The 21026-nt window shown below is 71.3% G+C and carries 22 protein-coding genes; 7 read left to right on the top strand and 15 right to left on the bottom strand.

Annotated elements, in window-relative coordinates; all coding sequences use genetic code 11:
* Positions 1 to 85: 85 nt before the first annotated feature.
* The 4 genes from tsaE to IE153_RS22020 form a co-directional block, all read right to left on the bottom strand.
* Positions 86 to 604 carry a tRNA (adenosine(37)-N6)-threonylcarbamoyltransferase complex ATPase subunit type 1 TsaE gene (gene tsaE / locus IE153_RS22035; protein ID WP_030854610.1) on the bottom strand — a complete coding sequence of 173 codons (519 nt, stop codon included), beginning with the start codon at positions 602 to 604 and terminating at the stop codon, positions 86 to 88.
* Positions 573 to 1832: an alpha/beta fold hydrolase gene (locus tag IE153_RS22030; protein WP_189591562.1), complete on the bottom strand. Its 1260-nt coding sequence runs from the start codon at positions 1830 to 1832 to the stop codon at positions 573 to 575. Before IE153_RS22030 ends, tsaE begins: the two co-directional genes overlap by 32 nt.
* A 133-nt stretch (positions 1833 to 1965) precedes the next feature.
* Positions 1966 to 3132: an alanine racemase gene (gene alr / locus IE153_RS22025; protein ID WP_189591561.1), complete on the bottom strand. Its 1167-nt coding sequence runs from the start codon at positions 3130 to 3132 to the stop codon at positions 1966 to 1968.
* Positions 3133 to 3888: 756 nt separating this feature from the next.
* Positions 3889 to 5319, bottom strand: coding sequence for an NAD(P)H-hydrate dehydratase (locus tag IE153_RS22020; protein ID WP_189591560.1), 1431 nt, complete (start codon positions 5317 to 5319; stop codon positions 3889 to 3891).
* 167 nt (positions 5320 to 5486) lie between these two features.
* On the opposite strand from IE153_RS22020, the gene IE153_RS22015 reads away from it, so the two are divergent.
* Both IE153_RS22015 and IE153_RS22010 read left to right on the top strand, forming a co-directional pair.
* Positions 5487 to 6641 carry a hypothetical protein gene (locus tag IE153_RS22015; protein ID WP_189591559.1) on the top strand — a complete coding sequence of 385 codons (1155 nt, stop codon included), beginning with the start codon at positions 5487 to 5489 and terminating at the stop codon, positions 6639 to 6641.
* A 134-nt stretch (positions 6642 to 6775) separates the two neighbouring features.
* On the top strand, positions 6776 to 7048 hold the full coding sequence (locus tag IE153_RS22010) for a hypothetical protein (RefSeq protein WP_189591558.1): 273 nt from the start codon (positions 6776 to 6778) through the stop codon (positions 7046 to 7048).
* A gap of 58 nt (positions 7049 to 7106) precedes the next feature.
* Here the strand turns inward: IE153_RS22010 and IE153_RS22005 are convergent, their stop codons facing one another.
* Positions 7107 to 7478: a holo-ACP synthase gene (locus IE153_RS22005; RefSeq protein ID WP_097219305.1), complete on the bottom strand. Its 372-nt coding sequence runs from the start codon at positions 7476 to 7478 to the stop codon at positions 7107 to 7109.
* 155 nt (positions 7479 to 7633) lie between these two features.
* Between IE153_RS22005 and IE153_RS22000 the strand changes: the two genes are divergently transcribed.
* The gene (locus IE153_RS22000; RefSeq protein ID WP_189591557.1) at positions 7634 to 7993 is read left to right on the top strand and encodes a hypothetical protein; all 360 of its coding nucleotides are present in this window, start codon (positions 7634 to 7636) and stop codon (positions 7991 to 7993) included.
* An 81-nt stretch (positions 7994 to 8074) separates the two neighbouring features.
* On the opposite strand, the gene glmS is transcribed toward IE153_RS22000, so the two are convergent.
* The gene (gene glmS, locus IE153_RS21995; protein ID WP_189591556.1) at positions 8075 to 9922 is read right to left on the bottom strand and encodes a glutamine--fructose-6-phosphate transaminase (isomerizing); all 1848 of its coding nucleotides are present in this window, start codon (positions 9920 to 9922) and stop codon (positions 8075 to 8077) included.
* A 94-nt stretch (positions 9923 to 10016) separates the two neighbouring features.
* Between glmS and IE153_RS21990 the strand changes: the two genes are divergently transcribed.
* Complete coding sequence (locus IE153_RS21990; RefSeq protein WP_189591555.1) at positions 10017 to 10778, top strand: hypothetical protein; 762 nt, start codon at positions 10017 to 10019, stop codon at positions 10776 to 10778.
* Here IE153_RS21990 and IE153_RS21985 read toward each other — a convergent pair.
* Together IE153_RS21985 and IE153_RS21980 are read right to left on the bottom strand one after the other, a co-directional pair.
* Positions 10760 to 11575, bottom strand: a complete 816-nt coding sequence (locus IE153_RS21985) for an ABC transporter permease (RefSeq protein WP_189591554.1) — start codon at positions 11573 to 11575, stop codon at positions 10760 to 10762. The genes IE153_RS21990 and IE153_RS21985 overlap by 19 nt on opposite strands.
* Positions 11572 to 12579, bottom strand: a complete 1008-nt coding sequence (locus IE153_RS21980; protein ID WP_189591553.1) for an ATP-binding cassette domain-containing protein — start codon at positions 12577 to 12579, stop codon at positions 11572 to 11574. Before IE153_RS21980 ends, IE153_RS21985 begins: the two co-directional genes overlap by 4 nt.
* A gap of 191 nt (positions 12580 to 12770) precedes the next feature.
* Between IE153_RS21980 and coaA the strand changes: the two genes are divergently transcribed.
* On the top strand, positions 12771 to 13739 hold the full coding sequence (gene coaA, locus IE153_RS21975; RefSeq protein ID WP_189591749.1) for a type I pantothenate kinase: 969 nt from the start codon (positions 12771 to 12773) through the stop codon (positions 13737 to 13739).
* 32 nt (positions 13740 to 13771) lie between these two features.
* Complete coding sequence (locus IE153_RS21970) at positions 13772 to 14701, top strand: DUF389 domain-containing protein (RefSeq protein ID WP_189591552.1); 930 nt, start codon at positions 13772 to 13774, stop codon at positions 14699 to 14701.
* Positions 14702 to 14807: 106 nt separating this feature from the next.
* Here IE153_RS21970 and glmM read toward each other — a convergent pair whose 3' ends face one another.
* From glmM to IE153_RS21950, 4 genes are all read right to left on the bottom strand, one after another.
* Positions 14808 to 16166 (bottom strand): phosphoglucosamine mutase, encoded by a 1359-nt coding sequence (gene glmM, locus IE153_RS21965; RefSeq protein WP_189591551.1) that lies wholly within the window; start codon positions 16164 to 16166, stop codon positions 14808 to 14810.
* A gap of 166 nt (positions 16167 to 16332) precedes the next feature.
* Positions 16333 to 16845, bottom strand: a complete 513-nt coding sequence (gene rpsI / locus IE153_RS21960) for a 30S ribosomal protein S9 (RefSeq protein ID WP_097219289.1) — start codon at positions 16843 to 16845, stop codon at positions 16333 to 16335.
* Positions 16846 to 16887: 42 nt separating this feature from the next.
* On the bottom strand, positions 16888 to 17331 hold the full coding sequence (gene rplM, locus IE153_RS21955) for a 50S ribosomal protein L13 (protein WP_010036634.1): 444 nt from the start codon (positions 17329 to 17331) through the stop codon (positions 16888 to 16890).
* A gap of 217 nt (positions 17332 to 17548) precedes the next feature.
* On the bottom strand, positions 17549 to 17860 hold the full coding sequence (locus IE153_RS21950) for a hypothetical protein (protein WP_189591550.1): 312 nt from the start codon (positions 17858 to 17860) through the stop codon (positions 17549 to 17551).
* A gap of 74 nt (positions 17861 to 17934) precedes the next feature.
* On the opposite strand from IE153_RS21950, the gene IE153_RS21945 reads away from it, so the two are divergent.
* Positions 17935 to 18804: a hypothetical protein gene (locus IE153_RS21945; protein WP_189591549.1), complete on the top strand. Its 870-nt coding sequence runs from the start codon at positions 17935 to 17937 to the stop codon at positions 18802 to 18804.
* Between the two features lie 7 nt (positions 18805 to 18811).
* Here the strand turns inward: IE153_RS21945 and truA are convergent, their stop codons facing one another.
* The 3 genes from truA to IE153_RS21930 form a co-directional block, all read right to left on the bottom strand.
* Positions 18812 to 19666: a tRNA pseudouridine(38-40) synthase TruA gene (truA, locus tag IE153_RS21940; protein WP_189591548.1), complete on the bottom strand. Its 855-nt coding sequence runs from the start codon at positions 19664 to 19666 to the stop codon at positions 18812 to 18814.
* 147 nt (positions 19667 to 19813) lie between these two features.
* On the bottom strand, positions 19814 to 20299 hold the full coding sequence (rplQ, locus tag IE153_RS21935; protein ID WP_031105230.1) for a 50S ribosomal protein L17: 486 nt from the start codon (positions 20297 to 20299) through the stop codon (positions 19814 to 19816).
* Between the two features lie 168 nt (positions 20300 to 20467).
* Positions 20468 to 21026: DNA-directed RNA polymerase subunit alpha C-terminal domain-containing protein (locus IE153_RS21930; protein ID WP_308432201.1), on the bottom strand; the 559-nt coding region annotated here is incomplete at its 5' end.

Below are 21026 nucleotides of genomic sequence, written 5' to 3'. Positions count from 1 at the left end.
CACAAGACGCCGGACGCAACATCTTGCCGACGTCTTGTCGGAACGTTCATCACATGACCGCACACCAGGACTCGCCCAGGGGGCGTCAGGCGGCGAGCACGCTCAGATCCGCCTCGGCCCAGCGTTCCCCCAGACCGGTGACCGTCATCTGCCGGACCTCGTCGGTCGTGTCGCCCACCGCCCGGTGGATCACGACCTGGAGCCGGTCCTCGGTCAGCTCCTCGACCTTGCCCTCGCCCCACTCCACGACCACCACGGAGTCGGGCAGCGAGACGTCGAGGTCGAGGTCCTCCATCTCGTCCAGACCGCCGGAGAGGCGGTAGGCGTCGACGTGGACCAGCGGCGGCCCCTCGCCCAGCGAGGGGTGCACCCGGGCGATCACGAAGGTCGGCGAGGTGACGGCCCCGCGCACGCCGAGCCCCTCGCCCAGCCCACGGGTCAGCGTCGTCTTGCCCGCGCCGAGCTCCCCGCTGAGCATCACCAGGTCACCGGCGCGCAGCAGTTTCGCGAGCCGGCGGCCCAGCTCCCGCATCTGCTCGGGGGACGTGACGACGATCTGGACGGATCCGGACTCAGCCGGGCTGTGCGGTGCTGGTGCTTCCATAGCCCTTCACGGTAGCCCCTGCGGGCACGGCACCCGTGCGGGTGAGCAGGTCGGCGAGGCGGTCGGTGACCACTTCCGGGTGTTCCAGCATCACCAGGTGGCCCGCGTCCGGCACCAGCACCAGCTCGGCGTCCGGCAGCAGATCGGCGATGGCCTCGCTGTGCTCACTCGGCGTGACCAGGTCCTGCACCCCGGCCAGGACGAGCACGGGCAGCTCCGCGAAGTGGGCGAGCGCCTCGGTCTTGTCGTGGTCGTTGAACGCCGGGTAGTACTCGGCGACCACGTCGATCGGCGTGCTCTCGATCATCCGCTCGGCGAACCGGGCGACGGCCGGGTCGACGTCCCGGGACGCAAACGAGTACCGCTTGATGATCCCGGCGAACAGGTCCGCGGTCGCCCGGCGCCCCTTCTCCACCAGCTCGGCCCGCTGCCCCAGCACCTTCAGCACTCCGGGCAGTACGCGCCGCACCGCGTTGACCCCGGCGACGGGCAGGCCGTAGTTGACCTCGCCGAGCCGCCCCGAGGACGTCCCCACGAAGGCGACCCCGACGACCCGCTCGCTGATCAGCTCCGGGTACTGGTCGGCCAGCGCCATGACCGTCATGCCGCCCATGGAGTGGCCGACGAGCACGAGCGGGCCTTCGGGGGCCGCCGCGTCGATGACGGCTTTGAGGTCGCGGCCGAGCTGCTCGATGGTGATCGGCTCGTCGTCCCGCGTCTGGGCCAGACCCCGCCCGGACCTGCCATGGCTGCGTTGGTCCCAGTGCACGGTCCGCACCACGCCGCGCAGGGCCGCCCGCTGGAAGTGCCAGGAGTCCTGGCTGAGGCAGTAGCCGTGGCTGAAGACCACGGTGACGGGAGCGGGTGACTTGCGGCCGAAGAGCCGTCGGCGGCGCGGGCCGATGGCGGCCGGGGCGGCTTCCGGGTCGAGGTCGTCGACCTCGTAGTACAACTCGGTGCCGTCGTCGGCGAACGCCTTGCCCGGCATGCCGCGCAGCGAGCCGTAGGGCCCGGCCGAGTCCAGGGCGAGCCGGGCCTTCTGGCGCATGCCGCGGCCGACCGTCATCCGTTCCAGGGCGACGCCGGCGGCCGCGCCCGCGGCCACCACGCCTATCGCCACGCCGGCGATACCGGTCGCCCGGCGCCAGCCTCCCGCCGCCCCCGCGGCGGAGGCCGCGACGGCCGCGGAGGCGACGTCCGCGACGACCTCCGCACTGCTCTCGCTCACGTACCGCTCCTCTTCGCCGGGGTGCTGTCGGGTGCCTCACCGGGCCCGGTGAGTCGGTGGGCCCGGTGAGGCTGATGTTGCCGATGTTGTCAGGGTGCCCGGTGTTCCTCGTGTGACGGGTTCCCCGTCCGAGTTACCCGTCCTGTTCCTCATTCACATAGACGCGAGGAACGCGCGTTCCGATCCGGGTCACGATCTCGTAGGCGATGGTTCCGGCCGCCTGGGCCCAGTCCTCCGCGGTGGGCTCTCCGCGGTCCCCGGGCCCGAAGAGGACCGCCTCGGCCCCCGCCGCGGGCTCGTCGCCCCCCAGATCCACCACGAACTGGTCCATCGCGACCCGCCCGGCGATCGTGCGCCACTTGCCCTCGACCAGGACCGGCCCGGCCGAGGAGGCGTGCCGCGGGATGCCGTCCGCGTAGCCCAGCGGCACCAGGCCGAGGGTGGTCTCGCCGGGTGTCACGTAGCGGTGGCCGTAGCTGACGCCGTGCCCGCCCGGTACGTGCTTGACCAGGGCCAGCGAGGCGGACAGCGTCATCACCGGGCGCAGCCCGAAGTCGGCCGGGGTGCCCAGCTCGGGGCTGGGCGAGATGCCGTAGGTGGCGATGCCGGTGCGGACCAGGTCGAAGTGGCTCTCGGGGAGCGTGAGCGTGGCCGGCGAGTTGGCGATGTGCCGGACCTCGGGCCGTACGCCCTGTCCCTCGGCGTACGCGACCATGTCGCGGAACACGCCGAGCTGGGCGGCGATGGAGGGATGCCCGGGCTCGTCGGCGCAGGCGAAGTGCGACCACAGCCCCGTGACGCGCAGCAGCCCCTCGGCCTCGGCCCGCAGAGCCGCACAGACCAGCGCGGCCCAGTCGTCCCCCGGCTGGCACCCGTTGCGCCCCAGCCCCGTGTCCGCCTTGAGCTGCACGCGGGCGGGCCGGTCGGCACCCCTGGCCGCCTCGACGACCTCCTCCAGGGCCCACATCCCGCTGACGGACACGTCCAGCTCGGCCTCGATCGCCTCGCGCCACGGTCCGCCGGGCGTCCACAGCCAGCACATGATGCGGCCCGGCAGCCCGGCGGCCCGCAGGGCGAGGGCCTCCTCGGGCGTGGCCGTACCCAGCCAGCTCGCCCCGGCGGCGACGGCCGCCCGGGCACACGGCACAGCCCCGTGCCCGTACGCCTCGGACTTCACCACGGCCATCACGGCCGCGCCCGGCGCATGGGCGCGCAGAGCCCGCACATTGGCCCGCAGGGCGGCCAGATCGATCTCGGCCCGGGCCCGCAGGGGCGCGGTCGGGGCTGTTCTCTCGCTCATCGCGCCCAGTGTCTCAGAGGGCCCGGACACCTCTGCGGCGGCAGGCCCGCTGCCGGGCCGGCGAGTGCCGCCGGGCGGAGCGGTTTCAGCCCGACTGCGGACTCGACAGCAGTCCGGCTTTTCAGCCCGTCCGGCGCTTGAGGACGAGACCGCCCGGGCCGAGGCCTTGCAGCCCGCCGGCGCTTGAGGAAGAGGCCGCCCGGGCCGAGGCCTTGCAGCCCCCCGGGCGCTTGAGGACGAGGCCGTCCAGGCCGAAGCGGGAAGCCGGGGCCCGGACTCGGCAACACCCCGCCTTTCAGCCCGCCCGGCGCTTGAGGCCAAGGCACCAGGCCGAAACGAAGCCCCGGACTCGGCAACGTCCCCGCCCTCCAGCCCGCCCCACACCTGAGGACAAAGGCACCAGGCCGAAGAAGCCCCGGACTCCGCAACACCCCCGCCCTCCAGCCCGCCCCACACCTGAGGACAAAGGCACCAGGCCGAAGAAGCCCCGGACTCCGCAACGCCCCGGCCTTTCAGCCCGTCCGGCGCTTGAGGACGAGGCCGTTCAGGCCGAAGCGGGGGCCCGGGGGCGGCAGCCCCCGGAGTCGGGAAGGGAAGGGGCGGAGGGGGCGACCCAACCCCACAGCAACCCCCACCCACCCGCGCCGACCGCCCACCGCCACGGCCACCCCCACCGCCACGCCCACGCCCACGCCCACGCCCACCCCCACCGCCACGCCCACCTACGGCATCTCACCCACCCCCACCGCAACCCACTCAGCCAAGAACATTCCGCCAAGCCCCCGGAACCGCATCCGCCACATCATGCGCCCCCACCGGCGCCCCATCCGCCGCCAACCGCCCGGCGAGCCCGTGCAGATACGCCCCCACACTCCCCGCATCCACCGCCGACAACCCCGCCGCCAGCAACGACCCGCCCAGCCCCGACAACACGTCCCCGCTCCCGGCCGTCGCCAGCCACCCCGTCCCCGTCGGATTCACCCGCACCGCCCCACCCCCCGAGTCGGCCACCAGCGTCGTGGACCCCTTCAGCAACACCGTCGCCCCGTACCGCCGCGCCAGCTCCCGAACCGCCGCCAGCCGTCCGCCCTCGACCTCCCCCCGCTCCACACCCAGCAGCGCCGCCGCCTCCCCCGCGTGCGGCGTCATCAGCGTCGGCGCCCGCCGCCCCCGCACGACCTCCGCGTCCGCCAGCCGCAACCCGTCCGCGTCGATCAGCACCGGCACGTCCGCCGCCAGCACCTCCGCCACCGTCGCCGCGTCGTCCCCGGCCCCCGGCCCGACGACCCACGCCTGGACCCGCCCGGCGTGCTTCGGCCCGCGGTCCGACACGAGCGTCTCGGGAAACCGCGCGATGACGGCGTCCCCGGCCGGCCCGACGTACCGCACGGCCCCGGCCCCGCCCCGCAGCGCGCCCGAGACGGCGAGCACCGCGGCCCCCGGGTACCGCGCCGACCCGGCGGCGATCCCGACCACGCCCCGCCGGTACTTGTCGCTCTCCGCCCCCGGCACGGGCAGCAGCCGGGCCACGTCCTCGTGCTGCAACGCCTCCAGCTCCGGCTCGACCGGCAGCTCCAGCCCGATGCCGACCAGCCGCACCGACCCCGCGTACTCCCGCGCGGGATCGATCAGGAGCCCCGGCTTGTGCGTCCCGAACGTCACGGTCAGATCGGCCCGCACGGCATGCCCGTGCACCTCGCCGGTGTCGGCGTCGACACCGCTCGGCAGATCGACGGCGACGACGGCCCCGCGCGAGCGCCCGGCCGCGGCGGCCAACGGCACCGCGTCCGGCCGCAGCCCGCCCTTCCCGCCGATCCCGACGATCCCGTCGACGACGAGGTCCGCGCCCTCGACGAGCGCCTCCCCGTCACCGGCCCCCGCGACCCGCCCCCCGGCCCGCCGCAACGCCGAGAGCCCCGCCGCGTGCGCCCGCTCCGGCGCGAGCAGCACCGCCGTGACCCCGGCCCCCCGACGGGCCAGCCGGGCTCCGGCGTACAGGGCGTCACCCCCGTTGTCGCCACTGCCGACCAGCAGCACGACCCTGCTGCCGTACACCCGCCCCAGCAGGTCGGCGCAGGCCGCGGCGAGCCCGGCGGCGGCGCGTTGCATCAGCGCCCCCTCCGGCAGCCGTGCCATCAGCTCCCGTTCGGCGTTCCGGACCGTCTCCACGCTGTACGCAGTACGCATGCGGTCGAGTTTCCCGCAGGACCGCCGCCCCACTCCCCCTCACACGCCTCCTCCGCACCGGCGAACCCTGTCGCATCCATTGACGCTTTGCCGCCCCTTTGCCAGACTCCCGCCGCACAGAAAGCGCTTGCACATTCCCCCCTCGTTCGACGAAACCGAGGCCCCCCATGGGACGTAGAGCCGCATTACTGGCCGCCGCCGGCGCCACCGCCCTCCTCACCGCCGTCGGCACCCTGACCGCCCCCGCCACGGCCGCCCCCACGCGCGCACTGGCCTGTGGAGACGGCTCCTACCAGGCCGAGGCCGTGCAGAGCGGCGGCAACTGGACCGCCCGGCGCGGCGGCAGCACCGTCTACACCGGCACGGACATGCGCGCTGCCGTCCAGGCGGCCGTCAACAGCCTGACCGCCGGGCGCACTTCGAAGGAACGGGTCGTGGTCCGCGGCTCGGGTTCGGTCTCGGCGGGCTCCCGCATCTCGCTGCAGAGCTACACCGTCCTCGACGTCTGCGGCACGATCAATGTCACCGGCAGCGGCTCGGGCGACCAGGCGCCGGTCTACTCGCGCGGCACCCGCGACGTCGAGGTCCAGAACCTCAAGCTCACCGGCACACCGCTGTACGGCATCTTCCTGCGCAACGTCCAGAACGTGGTGCTCGGCCAGATCGACATGCGCCTCTCTCGTGGCCTGGGCGTCCGTATCGACAACCGCGGCGACACGAGCCAGTGGACGCGCAACGTCCGCATCGACGACGTCTACGTCTCCGGCGCGTCCAGCCACGCGGTCGAGACCTACGGCGTCGACGGCATCACCATCGGCACGGTGACGGCCCGCAACGTCGGAGAGTCGGGCCTGCTGCTCAACCAGACCATCAACGCCAAGGTCACCAAGGTGGACGCCGAGAACGCCGGCACGGGCACCGGCTACGCCGCCTTCCGCATGGCCAACCGCAACGGCCGGGTCGGCAGCGGCTACCCCACCAACATCCGCGTCGGCGAGGTCGTCGCGCGCGGCGGCGGACGCGGCGTGTTCTGCGTCTCGGAGAGCGGCGGGGCCGTCATCGACAAGGTGACGCTCTCCAACACCGGCAACAACTCGGTCCTGATCGAGAACTGCTACAACGTCAGCCTCGCGGCACAGAGCGGCACGATCACGGGCGGCGGCGAACTGCGCCTGGCGGCCCGCTCGGAGTTCCCCAACAACAAGGACATCACCATCCAGAACCTGACGGTCACCAACTCGGCCGTCAGGGAGAGCCCGTGCGGCGAGAACACGACGTTCCGCAACATCACACGGGTGAACAGCAGCCAGTCGACCTGCTGACCCGGACCCCCATGCTCCGAAACCCCCGCCACCACACCCGGCGGGGGTTTCGGGGGTCCGGCCCCACGGACGACACCCCGGGCGTATGATCGAGCCGTGTTTTGAACTCGTTCAAAAAGGGGGATCGACGAGACATGACCAGCTCGACAGCATCCGGCGACACGGACAGCCCCGCCACCGCCCTCGGCCCGACCGCCCTGATCCTCGGCGCCTTCTCGGCGGTGGGCACCTGGGCATTCCTGATCCCGTGGACGGTGCTGGCCGGCGCCCTCGCGGTGACGTTCGGGACGATGGGCCTCCACTACGCCCGCAAGGGCACGGGCCGGCTGTGGCCGGCGGCGGCCGGTACGACCCTGGGCGCGATCGGCCTCATCGGCACGATCACGCTGATCTGGTCCCTGGCCTAGGGCTCGTCGCACCAGGCCCCGTGTCTGCGGCCTGGCCCGGACGGCAGGCCCCAGGACCTCACCCCTCCGCGATCACCACCGCGGAGGCCACCCCCGCGTCATGGCTCAGGGACACGTGCCAGCTCCGCACGCCGAGCTCGGCGGCCCGCGCGGCCACCGTCCCGCTCACTCGCAGCCGGGGCTGCCCACTGTCCTCGACACACACCTCGGCGTCCGTCCACAGCAGCCCGGGCGGAGCGCCGAGCGCCTTGGCCAACGCCTCCTTGGCCGCGAACCGCGCGGCGAGGGAGGCGACGCCCCGCCGCTCCCCGCTGGGCAGCAGCAGCTCCCGCTCCACGAACAGCCGCGCGGCCAGCGCGGGCGTACGCTCCAGTGAAGCCGCGAACCGCTCGATCTCGGCAACGTCGATGCCGACCCCGATGATGCTCATGGGCAGCACCCTACGGTGACGGGCCCGATCCGGCGCGAACGGCTCCCGGGTACCGCCCGGCCGACCCGGTGATCCTCAACTCTCCCTCCCCGCTATAGAGTTCGCGCTGACCGCGATGTGCAAACGGCATCGCACCAAACGGGAGGACACCGTCCATGAAGTTCACGTCGCTGGGGACCGCGGCCAGTGCCATAGCTCTCCTCGCCACGGCCCTCACCGGCACCGTCGCCACCGCCGGCACCGCCGCCGCGGCGACGCAGCCCGACTGCAGCAGCGCGCTGACCAACGTGAAGCCCAAGGCGACCGTCAACCTCCGCAGCCAGCCCAAGACGAGCTCGACCGCTCTCGGCACCTGGGGCAAGGGCCAGAAGGGCGGCATCTGCTTCGGCGGCAGCAAGCCCGTCACCGGCGGCAGCTACACGGCCTGCGGCAAGACGAGCAACAAGTGGTACTTCGGCGGCCCCAACAGCACCAGCGTGGAGGGCTGGGTCCCCGCGACCTGCCTGCCCGTCTGAGTATCTGACGGCCTGACCGGCTGATTTGAGGGGCGAAGGGCATCCGGCCCTTCGCCCCTTTCGCTCACTCCGGCTTCCCGCTCACTCCACCGTCACCGACTTGGCCAGGTTCCGGGGCTGGTCCACCTCGTTCCCCCGGGCCGTCGCCAGCTCGCACGCGAACACCTGCAGCGGCACCGTCGCGACGAGCGGCTGCAGCAGGGTCGGCGTGGCGGGAATCCGGACCAGGTGATCCGCGTACGGCACGACCGCCTCGTCACCCTCCTCGGCGATCACGATCGTCCGCGCACCCCGCGCCCGGATCTCCTGGATGTTGGACACGATCTTGTCGTGCAGCACCGACCGCCCGCGCGGCGACGGCACCACCACGACCACCGGCAGGTCCTCCTCGATCAGGGCGATCGGCCCGTGCTTCAGCTCCCCGGCCGCGAACCCCTCCGCGTGCATGTAGGCGAGTTCCTTGAGCTTCAGCGCGCCTTCGAGCGCCACCGGATACCCGACGTGCCGGCCGAGGAACAGCACCGTCTTCTTCGAGGCCAGCGTGCGCGCCAGCTCCCGCACCGGCTCCATCGTGCCCAGCACCTGCTCCACCGCACCAGCGATCGACGACAGGTCGCGGATCACCGCCCGGATCTCGTCCCCCCACTTCGTGCCCCGCACCTGGCCCAGGTACAGGGCGACCAGGTAGCAGGCCACGAGCTGTGTCAGGAACGCCTTGGTCGAGGCGACGGCCACCTCCGGCCCGGCGTGCGTGTACAGCACCGCGTCCGACTCCCGGGGAATCGTCGAACCGTTGGTGTTGCAGATCGCCAGCACCTTGGAGCCCTGCTCACGGGCGTGCCGCAGCGCCATCAGTGTGTCCATGGTCTCGCCGGACTGGGAGATGGCGATGACCAGCGTCTGCGCGTCCAGGATCGGGTCCCGGTAGCGGAACTCGCTCGCCAGCTCCACCTCGCAGGGCAGCCGCGTCCAGTGCTCGATCGCGTACTTGGCGATCATCCCGGCGTGGAAGGCCGTACCGCAGGCGACGATGACGGCCTTGTCGATCTCCCGCAGCACCCCCGGGGGGATCCGCACCTCGTCCAGCGTCAGCGAACCGGAACCGTCGATCCGGCCCAGGAGCGTGTCGGCGACCGCCTTGGGCTGCTCGGCGATCTCCTTGAGCATGAAGTAGTCGTAGCCGCCCTTCTCCGCGGCCGAGGCGTCCCAGTCGACGTGGTAGGAGCGCACGTCGGCCGGGCGGCCGTCGAAGCCCGTCACCGTCACGCCGTCCCGGCGCAGCTCCACCACCTGGTCCTGGCCGAGCTCGATCGCCGATCGCGTGTGGGCGATGAACGCGGCGACGTCCGAGGCGAGGAAGGCCTCGCCGTCCCCGACGCCGACCACCAGCGGCGAGTTCCGCCGCGCGCCCACCACCACGTCCGGCTCGTCGGCGTGTACCGCGACCAGGGTGAACGCGCCCTCCAGCCGCCGGCACACCAGCCGCATCGCCTCGGCGAGATCCGCGCAGGAGGAGAACTCCTCGGCGAGCAGATGGGCGACGACCTCGGTGTCCGTCTCGGAGGCCAGGTCGTGGCCGCGCTCCGTGAGTTCGGCCCGCAGCTGGGCGAAGTTCTCGATGATGCCGTTGTGCACCACCGCGACCCGGCCCGCGTTGTCGATGTGCGGGTGGGCGTTGGTGTCCGTCGGCCCGCCGTGCGTGGCCCACCGGGTGTGCCCGATGCCCGTCGCGCCGGCCGGCAGCGGCCTGCCGTCCAGTTCCTTCTCCAGGTTGAGCAGTTTCCCGGCCTTCTTCGCCGTCGCCAGCCCGCCGTCGGCCAGGACGGCGACGCCCGCCGAGTCGTACCCCCGGTACTCCAGCCGCTTCAGCCCGGCCATCACGACCTCGAGCGCGGACTGCGGCCCCACGTATCCCACGATTCCACACATGGGCGGCAGCTTAGGGTCGATTCCCGCGCCGAACCGGTCGTAGCGTGCCCGAAATCGGAAATAATCCGGGCTCAAGGTCGAGAGGAGCACTGGCATGAGTGGCGAGGAACCCGAGCACCTCCTCATACGCGCCCGTGGCGACACCTCACCGCTGTACACCACGGACGCCGGGGCGCTCAGCGGCGTCGAGGCGTTCACGCGTGCCGTTCCGGTCGACGACGACGCCCTCGCACTGCCCGGCGAGGTGGCGCGCAAGCTGACCGAGTGGAACGGGAACCGCCCTGCCGGCGGCTTCGAACTCCGCCCGGCGCTCCGCAGGCACGTCAGGCAGGGGTGGGAGATCGCCCGGCTGGTGGCGAAGCACCTCGGCCCCGGATGGGCGGTGCGCTTCTGGGACGAGCGGCACCGGGACGCGAAGTTCGCGTGCTGGGGATGCGACCGGTTCCACGGGACCGTCGGTGCGCAGGGCCCGCCTCCCCTTCCGCACCCGCTCGCCATCACCGTCGAAGGCGAGTTTGGGCTGCATCCGCTGCGCGCGGAAGGCTTCGCCGGCTTCGCTCCGGACGACCCCGCCGCCGGCCTTCGCCTGCCCGACGACCTCGTGACCGCACTCCACCGCTGGGCGAAGGAGATCGAGACGACGCTGATGGCGGACGGCGACGACGACCAGTGGCGGCGCCTGTTCCTGGACGGCTGGGAGTTGTCGAGGCGTCTCGCCCGGGAACTCGGCCCGGCCCGGACGGTGACGTACCGGGGCATCGCCAACGGCGGTCTCGCCTCACTGACCAGGGTCACCTGGCAGGGAGACCAGCAGGTGCCGACGGCCCCCTCAGCGCCTCAGACCTTCGCCCGGTAAGCCCGCATGGCCAGCGGATAGAACACCAGGGCGATGCCCGCCGCCCACACCAACGACCACAACACCGGCTCCGCCACCGCCCCGCCCAGCAGCAGTCCCCGGAACGCGTCCGACAGATGTGTCACCGGATTGACGTCGCTCCACGCCTGGAGCCAGCCGGGCATCGTGTCGACGACGACGAACGCGCTGCTGGTGAAGGTGATCGGGAAGATGATCGTGAACGCGAACGCCTGGACCTTCTCGGCGTCGCCGGCCAGCATCCCGATCAGCACCGCGCACCAGGAGACGGCCGCGGCGAACACCACCACGAGCAGGGTGCCGAGCAGGAAGCCGCCGAATCCGCCGGTGATGCGGAAGCCGAGCGCCAGACCGAGGCCGATCATCAGCAGCAGCGCCCACAGATGCTTCGCGAGGTCCGCGGTGATCCGGCCGATGAGCGGCGCGGAGCGGGCGATGGGCAGACTGCGCAGCCGGTCGAAGACGCCCTTGGTGAGGTCGGTGTTGAGCGCCATCGCCGTGTACATCGTCATGAACAGGGTGTTCTGCACGATGATCCCGGGCAGCGCGTACTTCAGGTACGCGTCGGGCGAGCCGGCCATCTGCCCGCCCAGCACGTAGGTGAACAGGAACACGAACATGATCGGCGTGATGCTGTAGTCGACCAGTTCGAGCGGGTTGTGCTTGACGGCGACCAGACTCCGCCAGGCCATCGTGAAGGTCTGCCGCAGCCCGACGAGAGGAGGCACCCGGCCCGACGCGGTGACCGGTGTGGTGAGGGTGGTCGCGGTGGCGGTCATGACCGGCTCACCGCCTTCTCCAGCTCCTCGTCCTCCCGGACGGCCGCACCGCCGTCCTCCTCGGCCTCGCCCGGCTCGGCGCGGTGGCCGGTCAGGGAGAGGAAGACCTCGTCGAGCGAGGAGCGGCGCAGGGCCAGCTCCCCGACCGCGATGCCCTCCCGGTCCAGCGCGCGCACGACGGCCGGCATCAGCTCGGGGTCCTTCACCGGGGCGGTGACCATCTCGCCCTCGATCCGGGCGTGCGGCCCGGCGGCCCCGGCCACCAGCGCGTGCGCCCGCGCGAGGTCCTGCCCGGCGATCGGCCTGAGCTCCAGCACCTGGCCGCCGACCTGCGCCTTCAACTGGTCCGGCGTGCCCTCGGCGATCACGCGGCCCTTGTCGATCACCACGATGTCGTCGGCGAGGACATCGGCCTCGTTCAGATACTGCGTGGTCAGCAGGGCGGTCGCTCCGTCCGCGACCAGGCCGCGCAACAGGTCCCACAGCTCACCACGGCTGTGTGGATCAAGACCCGTGGTCGGCTCGTCGAGGAAGAGGATGCTGGGCCGTCCGACGAGGCTGGCCGCGAGGTCCAGGCGTCTGCGCATGCCGCCCGAGAACGTCTTCGCGGCCCGCCCGGCCGCGTGGGTCAGCTGGAACCGCTCCAGCAGATCACCGGCCCGCGCCTTCGCCTCCGGCCTCGGCAGACCCAGCAGCCGGCCGATGAGCAGCAGATTCTCCGTGCCGGTCAGGTTCTCGTCGACCGCCGCGTACTGCCCGGTCAGCCCGACGAGGGAGCGTACGACCCCGGCCTCCCGGACCACGTCGTGGCCGGCCACCCGGGCTCTGCCCCCGTCCGGGCGCAGCAGTGTCGCGAAGATCCGCACCGCGGTCGTCTTCCCGGCGCCGTTGGGCCCCAGCAGCCCGAGCACCGTGCCCTTGCGGGCCGCCAGGTCGACGCCGGCCAGCGCCTCGGTCTCCTTGAACCGCTTGACCAGGCCTTCCGCCTCTATCGCGTACGTCATGGGTACCCCCAGGCGTTCGTGGACCCCGGACCGAGCCCACCTCTCCCACAACTGTGACGCACACCACTGACATTCCTCCTGTATCAGCTTTCATCAGGTGGAAGCGGGGCGAACACCTCGCGTGACGGATCCCACCTCACCATCTGTTCGTACGCCCGTAACAATGGACTGTGATCTCTCCGGTCTCCTCGATGCCCCGGAGCGCCCACCGGCCCCGCCCGGAGGCGACTCCCTACGTCGACCTCACCCGAGCCGAATGGAGCGCGCTGCGTGACAAGACGCCGCTGCCGCTCACGGCCGAGGAGGTCGAGAAGCTGCGCGGTCTCGGCGACGTGATCGACCTCGACGAGGTGCGGGACATCTACCTCCCGCTCTCCCGCCTGCTCAATCTCTACGTCGGTGCCACCGACGGCCTCAGAGGCGCGCTGAACACGTTCCTGGGCGAGAAGGGCTCACAGTCGGGCACCCCGTTCGTCATAGGGGTGGCCGGCTCGGTCGCGGTGGGCAAGTCGACGGTCGCCCGCCTCCTCCAGGCCCTGCTCTCCCGTTGGCCCGAGCACCCACGCGTCGAGCTCGTCACCACCGACGGCTTCCTGCTCCCCACCAAGGAGCTCAAGGCCCGCGGCCTGATGTCCCGCAAGGGTTTCCCGGAGTCCTACGACCGCCGCGCCCTGACCCGCTTCGTCGCCGACATCAAGGCCGGCAAGGACGAGGTCACCGCGCCCGTCTACTCCCACCTGATCTACGACATCGTCCCCGACAAGAGGCTCACGGTCCGCCGTCCGGACATCCTGATCGTCGAGGGCCTGAACGTCCTCCAGCCCGCCCTGCCCGGCAAGGACGGCCGCACCCGGGTCGGTCTCGCCGACTACTTCGACTTCAGCGTGTACGTCGACGCCCGCGTCGAGGACGTCGAGACCTGGTACCTCAACCGCTTCCGCAAGCTGCGCGCGACCGCCTTCCAGAACCCCTCCTCGTACTTCCGCAAGTACACCCAGGTCTCGGAGGAGGAGGCCCTCGACTACGCCCGGACGATGTGGCGCACGATCAACCGGCCGAACCTGGTCGAGAACATCGCCCCGACCCGCGGCCGCGCCACCCTCGTCCTGCGCAAGGGCCCGGACCACAAGGTGCAGCGGCTCAGCCTGCGCAAGCTGTGACGCCCGTGGCAAAGGCGGGTTAGATGGGCGCCATGCTCCATCTGCGTCTCATCACACCGTCCGACCGGACCGCCGAGGTGGTCCTGCTGATCGAGAAGACGGTCGGCACCACCCACCTCGTCGTGCTCCCGGGCGCCGCGCGCGACCCCGCCGGGGACGTGGTGATGTGCGACGTGGCGCGGGAGGCGGGCGACGAACTCCTCGCCGGCCTGCGGGAGCTGGGCATCGACACCACCGGCTCCATCGCCGTCGAGTCCATCGACCTGTCCCTGTCGGAGCGGGCCGACAAGGCGGAGGCCGACGCACCGGGCGAGGGCGCGGACGCGGTGCTGTGGGAGCAGCTCACCGAGGCGACGCACGAGGAGTCGACCCTCTCCGTCACCTACCTCGCCTTCATCACGCTCGCCACGATGATCGCCGCCTGCGGTGTGGTCCTGGACAACGCGATCCTGATCGTGGGCGCCATGGCGGTGGGCCCCGAGTTCGGTCCCCTCACCGGCATCTGCACCGCGATCGTCCGGCGCCGACCGCGCCTGGCCCTTCGTTCGCTGATCGCGCTGCTGGTGGGCTTCGCGGTGGCGATGGCGGTGACGGTCGGCTTCAGCCTCCTCATGGACGCCGCCGGCCAGTTCACGGAGAGCCGTCTGGAGGCCGACCGGCCCAACACCGGCTTCATCTACGCCCCCGACAAGTTCTCCTTCATCGTGGCGGTCCTGGCCGGCATCGCCGGCACCCTCTCCCTGACCTCGGCCAAGTCGGGAGCGCTGGTGGGGGTGGCCATCTCCGTCACCACGGTCCCGGCCGCCGCGAACGCGGCGGTGGCCCTGAGCTACGGCGACACGAGCCAGACCTGGGGCTCCACCGAGCAGCTCCTGCTGAACCTGCTGGGCATCATCGTCGCCGGCACGGCCACGTTGCTGGCCCAGAAGTGGTTCTGGACGGTACAACGCCGGCGGGTCTGAACGGCGCCCGGGGACAGTGCCCTTCAGGGGCGCGGGGAACTGCGCGACGAGCCACGGCCGACCCGCGGCCCGCAGACCACCGCAGCCCCCACCCCCTGCCCGTTCATCAACCCAGCGCCGACTTCACCGCATCAGCCAACCGCCCCGCGACAGACCGAGCCTGCTCGATATCGGCCGCCTCGACCATCACCCGGACCAACGGCTCCGTCCCGGAGGGCCGAAGCAGCACCCGCCCGGTCTCCCCGAGCTCCCGCTCCGCATCAGCAACCGCCGACGCCAGCTCCGAGGACGTCCCCACGCGGGACCTGTCGACATCCGGCACATTGACCAGCACCTGCGGCAGCCGCTCCATGACCCCGGCCAGTTCCGCGAGCGTACGCCCGCTCTGCGCCACCCGCGCCGCCAGCAGCAGCCCGGTCAGCGTCCCGTCGCCGGTCGTCGCGTGGTCGAGGATGATGACGTGCCCGGACTGCTCGCCCCCGAGGGCGAACCCGTGCTGCTTCATCTCCTCGAGCACGTACCGGTCACCGACGGCGGTCTGCACCAGCCGGATGCCCTCCCGCTCCATGGCGAGCTTGAACCCGAGGTTGGACATCACCGTGGCCACGACCGTGTCGGACCGCAGCACGGACCGCTCCCGCATCGCCAGCGCGAGCACGGCGAGGATCTGGTCCCCGTCCACCTCCGCGCCGGTGTGGTCGACGGCGAGACACCGGTCGGCGTCACCGTCGTGCGCGATGCCGAGATCGGCGCCGTGCTCGACGACGGCGGCCTTGATCTTGTCCAGGTGCGTCGAACCGCACCCGTCGTTGATGTTGAGCCCGTCCGGCTCGGCCCCGATCGTGACGACCTCGGCACCGGCCCGCTGGAACGCCTCCGGCGACACCCGGGCGGCGGCGCCGTGCGCCTCGTCGAGGACGACCTTCAGCCCGTCGAGCCGGTTGGGCAGGACACCCAGCAGATGCGCGACGTACCGGTCGGAGCCCTCTTCGTAGTCGCGTACGCGGCCCACCCCGGACCCGGTCGGCCGGTCCCACGGGGCGCCGGTGCGGTGCTCCTCGTAGACGGACTCGATCCGGTCCTCCAGCTCGTCGGCGAGCTTGTGCCCACCGCGGGCGAAGAACTTGATGCCGTTGTCGGGCATGGCGTTGTGGCTCGCGGAGAGCATCACACCGAGGTCGGCGCCGAGCTCCCCGGTCAGGAACGCCACGGCGGGCGTCGGCAGCACGCCGACCCGCAGGACGTCCACGCCGGCGCTGGCGAGGCCCGCGACCACGGCGGCTTCCAGGAACTCCCCGGACGCACGGGGGTCACGCCCGACCACGGCCCTCGGCCGGTGTCCCTCGAACGTGCCCGCCTCGGCCAGTACGTGTGCCGCGGCCACGGAGAGGCCCAGGGCCATCTCCGCCGTCAGATCCGCGTTGGCGACACCGCGCACGCCGTCCGTGCCGAAGAGTCGTCCCACAGTGGTGTCCTCCGAATTGCTGAAGAGAATGCGGCTCACATCCCCGAGTGCACCCCCTGAGACTGTCCGGGGGCTGTAGGGGTTGTGTAAACGAAACCGCCCCGGCAGCACAACCGTGCCGCCGGGGCGATCGTTGCGAAGCCAGTCGCCAGGACGGGCGTCGCGTTTAGCGCTTGCTGTACTGCGGAGCCTTGCGGGCCTTCTTCAGACCGGCCTTCTTGCGCTCGACCGCACGGTCGTCGCGCGTGAGGAAGCCGGCCTTCTTCAGCGGGCCGCGGTTGTTGTCGACGTCCGCCTCGTTCAGCGCACGGGCGACACCGAGACGGAGCGCACCGGCCTGACCGGAGACACCGCCACCGGAGATGCGGGCGACGACGTCGTAGCGGTCGTCGAGCTCGAGCACCTTGAAGGGCTCGTTGACTTCCTGCTGGTGCACCTTGTTCGGGAAGTAGTCCTCGAGGGTGCGACCGTTGATCTTCCACTTGCCGGTGCCCGGGACGATCCGGACGCGGGCGATGGCGTTCTTGCGACGGCCCAGGCCGGCGGCCGGCTGGGGCTCACCGAAGCGGGAGGCCATGGACTCCGAGGTGTACTCACCCTCGACGGGGACCTCGGACTCGGTGGTGTAGCTGTCGATGTCAAGCTCTTCGAGCGGCTGCTCGGCAGTGGTCTCGGCCACGATTCTCCTCAGAATTCTGTTCAGTCTTGGGGGTGGCCGGACTTACTGCGCGACCTGGGTGATCTCGTACGGCTGCGGCTGCTGCGCGCCGTGCGGGTGCTGGTCACCCTTGTAGACCTTCAGCTTCGAGAGCATCTGACGGCCCAGCGTGTTCTTGGGGAGCATGCCCTTGACGGCCTTCTCGATGGCCTTCTCGGGGTTCTTGTCGAGGAGCTCGTCGTAACGGACGGAGCGCAGACCACCCGGGTAGCCGGAGTGGCGGTACGCCATCTTCTGGGTCCGCTTGTTGCCGGACAGGTGCACCTTGTCCGCGTTGATGATGATGACGAAGTCACCAGCGTCGACGTGGGGGGCGTAGATCGGCTTGTGCTTGCCCCGGAGGAGCGTCGCGGCAGTGGTGGCGAGACGACCCAGGACAACGTCCTGGGCGTCGATGACGTGCCACTGGCGCGTCACATCGCCGGGCTTGGGGCTGTACGTACGCACGGTTCGTAGCCTTCGCTTCGAGTGAATGGTCCATAACTGGTCACCGAAACGATCACGACAGCCTGGACCGCACTGCGGCGACGCATACCGCGTACGTGGGGTCGCTGGTCATCGGCCCGGTGGACCGGTGTAAGGGCCCGTCCCGTGAGAATGAGCAAGCCAATACACAACGAACAAGCAGAATACCGGGGTACACCACAAGGGTCAAAACGCGGTATCACCGCAGCCGCCCGGTCACCGAGGCGTACAGGACGGCACAGAGCGTGACGACCCTGCGCAGCGTCCGGCGCCGCACCGGCCGCGCGAACGGAAACACCGACGAGAGTGCCACGTCGACGGCGACCGCGGCGCACCGGCGCAGCACGGATCCACCACCGCGCAGACGACGGCACGCCCCCAGCGCCCCCACCACGACGGACGGCCACACCCCGGCCGTGAGGACCGGCCACGACAGCAGGCACCCCAACAACAGCACGGCCGGCAGCAGTCGCCCCAACCACCCGGAGATGTCGCCTTTGCCCGTGCGCATGGGAGGAACGCTAGGGGTTGGAGGGCCGATCCGGGCGGACCAGCACACCCCTTGTCCCGTCTAAGATGCGGCCCATGAGCTATGGGCAGCAGGGGGGACCTCAGTCCCAGTGGGATCCCTGGAAACCGCAGTCGCAGCAGCCCTGGAACAGCGGGGGCGGCCAGTCGCCGGACTGGGCGGCGCTCGCTGAAGCCTCCGAGGCGCGCAACAAGCGACGCCGGGTACTGCTGATCGGCGGTGGCGCGCTGGCCACGGTCGCGATCGGCACCGCCGTCGCCGTGGCCGTCGTCTCGGCGGGCGGCGACAACAAGGGGAACCCGACCTCTCTTCCGTCGGCCGACATCCCGAGCCAGACCGCCTCGGCCCCGTCGTTCGCCCCGACCAGCGCCCCTCCCCCGCTGGACCCGAAGGACTTCATCGCCAGCGCGAAGAAGGACAAGGCCCCGCTCAGCCCGGCCACCCTCTTCCCGGGCACCCAGCTCACCATGGGCGAGACGGTCTACAAGAAGGGCCCCACGGCGGACACGAGGAACTGCGCCTCGGCGGCCGGCGGCACCCTCCCGAAGATCCTCACCGGGAACGACTGCACCCGCCTGATACGCGTGACCTACGTCAAGGACCAGATGGCGGTGACGGTCGGCGTGGCCGTCTTCGACACCGAGGCCCAGGCCGCCAAGGCCAAGGGACAGAGCACCAAGAAGAGCTTCGTCAAGTCGCTCTCCGGCGGCGGCGTGAAGCCGTTCTGCGAGTCCGGCTTCTGCCGCACGACCAGCAACTCCTACGGCCGCTACGCCTACTTCACCAACGCCGGCTTCACCAACGGCAAGGACGTGACGCCCAAGGACACCGCGGTCTACAAGACCGGGGACGACCTGGGCCAGTTCACGTTCAACCAGATCCGCCGCCGCGGTGAAGCCCAGGCCTCGGCCGCGGCCGACGAGTGACCGGACGTCAGCAGCAGCCGGCCGACGGCAGCGACCGCTTGTTCCGCGCCTCTTTGCTGCGCGCGGCGAGCAGTTCGTCGGCCGGGTAGCCGACCTCCTCCAGCGTCAGCCCGTGCGGCCGTACGACGTGCACGGCCGAGTCCCGCACGCCGGCCGCCAGCACCTTCGCGGGCCAGTCGGCGGGCCGGTGCCCGTCCCCGACGAACAGCAGCGCCCCGATGAGCGAGCGCACCATGTTGTGGCAGAAGGCGTCGGCCCGCACGGTGGCGGTGATGATCCCGTCGTCGCCCCGCACCAGGCTGAGCTCCTGGAGCGTGCGGATGGTGGTCGCCCCCTCCCGCTTCTTGCAGTAGGCGGCGAAGTCGTGCTCGCCCAGCAGCCCGCGGGCGGCCTCGTTCATGGCCTCGACGTCGAGGGGCCAGTCGTGCCACAGCACATGACTGCGCAGCAGCGGGTCCACGCCCCCGGGGTTGTCGGTCACCCGGTACGCGTAGCGCCTCCAGACCGCCGAGAAGCGGGCGTTGAAGCCGCTGGGAGCCTCTCTGAGGGCCCAGACCCGTACGTCCCGGGGCAGTCGGCCGGCGAGCCGCTTGAGCAGCTTCTGGTGGTGCTCGGCCCACACCTCACGCGGCAGATCGACGTGCGCGACCTGCCCCCGCGCGTGCACGCCGGCATCGGTACGCCCCGCGACGGTCAGCTCGTACGTCTCCCGCGACCGCGTCACGGTCCGCAGGGCGTCCTCGATCTCCCCCTGCACGGTCCGTCGCCCCCCGGCCTGCTTGGCCCACCCGGAGAACTCGCTCCCGTCGTACGACAGATCGAGCCGGACCCGGACGTGCCCGGCCGCTACTTCGTCACTCACCCCAGGATCCTCTCACCGACACGAAGGCGGGCCCGCCCCCTCCGAAAGGGAACGGACCCGCCAACAAACGCCCTTCAGGGGCGCGGGGAACTGCGCGAACAACCGCGACGAATCGCAAGCCGCCTGCGGACAGCCCCCGGCAGACGCTTACGCGTCCTTGGACTCCTCGGCGTCCTCGGCCTTGGTCGTGTCGACCTGGGCCTCGGCAGCCTCGTTGTCCTTCGCGGCGCGCTTGGTCGCGGCCTCGGCCTCGCCCGTGGCCTCCTGCGCCACCGTCAGCGCCTCGACCAGCTCGATGACAGCCATGGGCGCGTTGTCGCCACGGCGGTTACCGATCTTGGTGATGCGGGTGTAGCCACCCGGACGGTTCTCGTAGCGCGGGCCGATCTCGGTGAAGAGCGTGTGCACGATGCTCTTGTCCGTGATGACCTGGAGCACCTGACGGCGGTTGTGAAGGTCGCCCTTCTTCGCCTTGGTGACCAGACGCTCGGCGTACGGACGCAGCTTGCGCGCCTTCGCCTCGGTGGTGGTGATGCGGCCGTGCTCGAAGAGCGCCTTCGCGAGGTTCGCGAGGAGCAGCTTCTCGTGCGCGGCGCTGCCGCCCATACGGGCACCCTTGGTGGGCTTCGGCATGGTGTTTCTCCTAGGTGTCTGCCCCGGCCGTATCAGGTACCGGGGTCAGTATCCGAGCGGGCGGTTGCCCGTCGGAGATCCGGGCGCCATTTCTGGCGCCCGGAGGGTTCGCGCCCCGTCAGGGGCGCGGGGAACTGCGCGACCAGCCACAACGGGCCGGCGGCCGCATCAGTACTGCTCGGTCTCCACGAAACCGGCGTCCGCGTCGTCGTCCGCACCGAAGGCGTCGGCGGCAGCGGTCGGGTCGAACCCGGGAGGCGAGTCCTTGAGCGCGAGGCCCATACCCGCCAGCTTCGCCTTGACCTCGTCGATCGACTTCGCGCCGAAGTTGCGGATGTCGAGCAGGTCGGCCTCGGAACGCGCCACGAGCTCACCCACGGAGTGGATGCCCTCACGCTTGAGGCAGTTGTACGACCGAACGGTGAGCTCCAGCTCCTCGATCGGCAGCGCCAGATCGGCGGCCAGGGCGGCGTCCGTGGGGGACGGGCCCATGTCGATGCCCTCGGCGTCGATGTTCAGCTCGCGGGCCAGACCGAACAGCTCGACCAGGGTCTTACCGGCGGACGCCATGGCGTCACGCGGGCGCATGGCCTGCTTGGTCTCGACGTCGACGATCAGCTTGTCGAAGTCGGTCCGCTGCTCGACACGCGTGGCCTCGACCTTGTACGTGACCTTGAGAACCGGCGAGTAGATCGAGTCGACCGGGATGCGCCCGATCTCCTGACCG

It is taken from the genome of Streptomyces massasporeus (assembly GCF_014648995.1).
Classification (GTDB): Bacteria; Actinomycetota; Actinomycetes; order Streptomycetales; family Streptomycetaceae; genus Streptomyces; species Streptomyces massasporeus.
Note: the sequence above shows the minus strand (reverse complement) of the source record. Positions and strands in the feature narration are given on the sequence as shown.

Excerpts from the sequence above, each read along its gene's own strand:
- tsaE (WP_030854610.1), bottom strand. The coding sequence starts at position 604 with ATGGAAGCACCAGCACCGCACAGCCCGGCTGAGTCCGGATCCGTCCAG.
- alr (WP_189591561.1), bottom strand. The coding sequence starts at position 3,132 with ATGAGCGAGAGAACAGCCCCGACCGCGCCCCTGCGGGCCCGGGCCGAG.
- IE153_RS22020 (WP_189591560.1), bottom strand. The coding sequence starts at position 5,319 with ATGCGTACTGCGTACAGCGTGGAGACGGTCCGGAACGCCGAACGGGAG.
- IE153_RS22015 (WP_189591559.1), top strand. The coding sequence starts at position 5,487 with ATGGGACGTAGAGCCGCATTACTGGCCGCCGCCGGCGCCACCGCCCTC.
- IE153_RS22010 (WP_189591558.1), top strand. The coding sequence starts at position 6,776 with ATGACCAGCTCGACAGCATCCGGCGACACGGACAGCCCCGCCACCGCC.
- IE153_RS22005 (WP_097219305.1), bottom strand. The coding sequence starts at position 7,478 with ATGAGCATCATCGGGGTCGGCATCGACGTTGCCGAGATCGAGCGGTTC.
- IE153_RS22000 (WP_189591557.1), top strand. The coding sequence starts at position 7,634 with ATGAAGTTCACGTCGCTGGGGACCGCGGCCAGTGCCATAGCTCTCCTC.
- glmS (WP_189591556.1), bottom strand. The coding sequence starts at position 9,922 with ATGTGTGGAATCGTGGGATACGTGGGGCCGCAGTCCGCGCTCGAGGTC.
- IE153_RS21990 (WP_189591555.1), top strand. The coding sequence starts at position 10,017 with ATGAGTGGCGAGGAACCCGAGCACCTCCTCATACGCGCCCGTGGCGAC.
- IE153_RS21985 (WP_189591554.1), bottom strand. The coding sequence starts at position 11,575 with ATGACCGCCACCGCGACCACCCTCACCACACCGGTCACCGCGTCGGGC.
- IE153_RS21980 (WP_189591553.1), bottom strand. The coding sequence starts at position 12,579 with ATGACGTACGCGATAGAGGCGGAAGGCCTGGTCAAGCGGTTCAAGGAG.
- coaA (WP_189591749.1), top strand. The coding sequence starts at position 12,771 with ATGCCCCGGAGCGCCCACCGGCCCCGCCCGGAGGCGACTCCCTACGTC.
- IE153_RS21970 (WP_189591552.1), top strand. The coding sequence starts at position 13,772 with ATGCTCCATCTGCGTCTCATCACACCGTCCGACCGGACCGCCGAGGTG.
- IE153_RS21950 (WP_189591550.1), bottom strand. The coding sequence starts at position 17,860 with ATGCGCACGGGCAAAGGCGACATCTCCGGGTGGTTGGGGCGACTGCTG.
- IE153_RS21945 (WP_189591549.1), top strand. The coding sequence starts at position 17,935 with ATGAGCTATGGGCAGCAGGGGGGACCTCAGTCCCAGTGGGATCCCTGG.
- rplQ (WP_031105230.1), bottom strand. The coding sequence starts at position 20,299 with ATGCCGAAGCCCACCAAGGGTGCCCGTATGGGCGGCAGCGCCGCGCAC.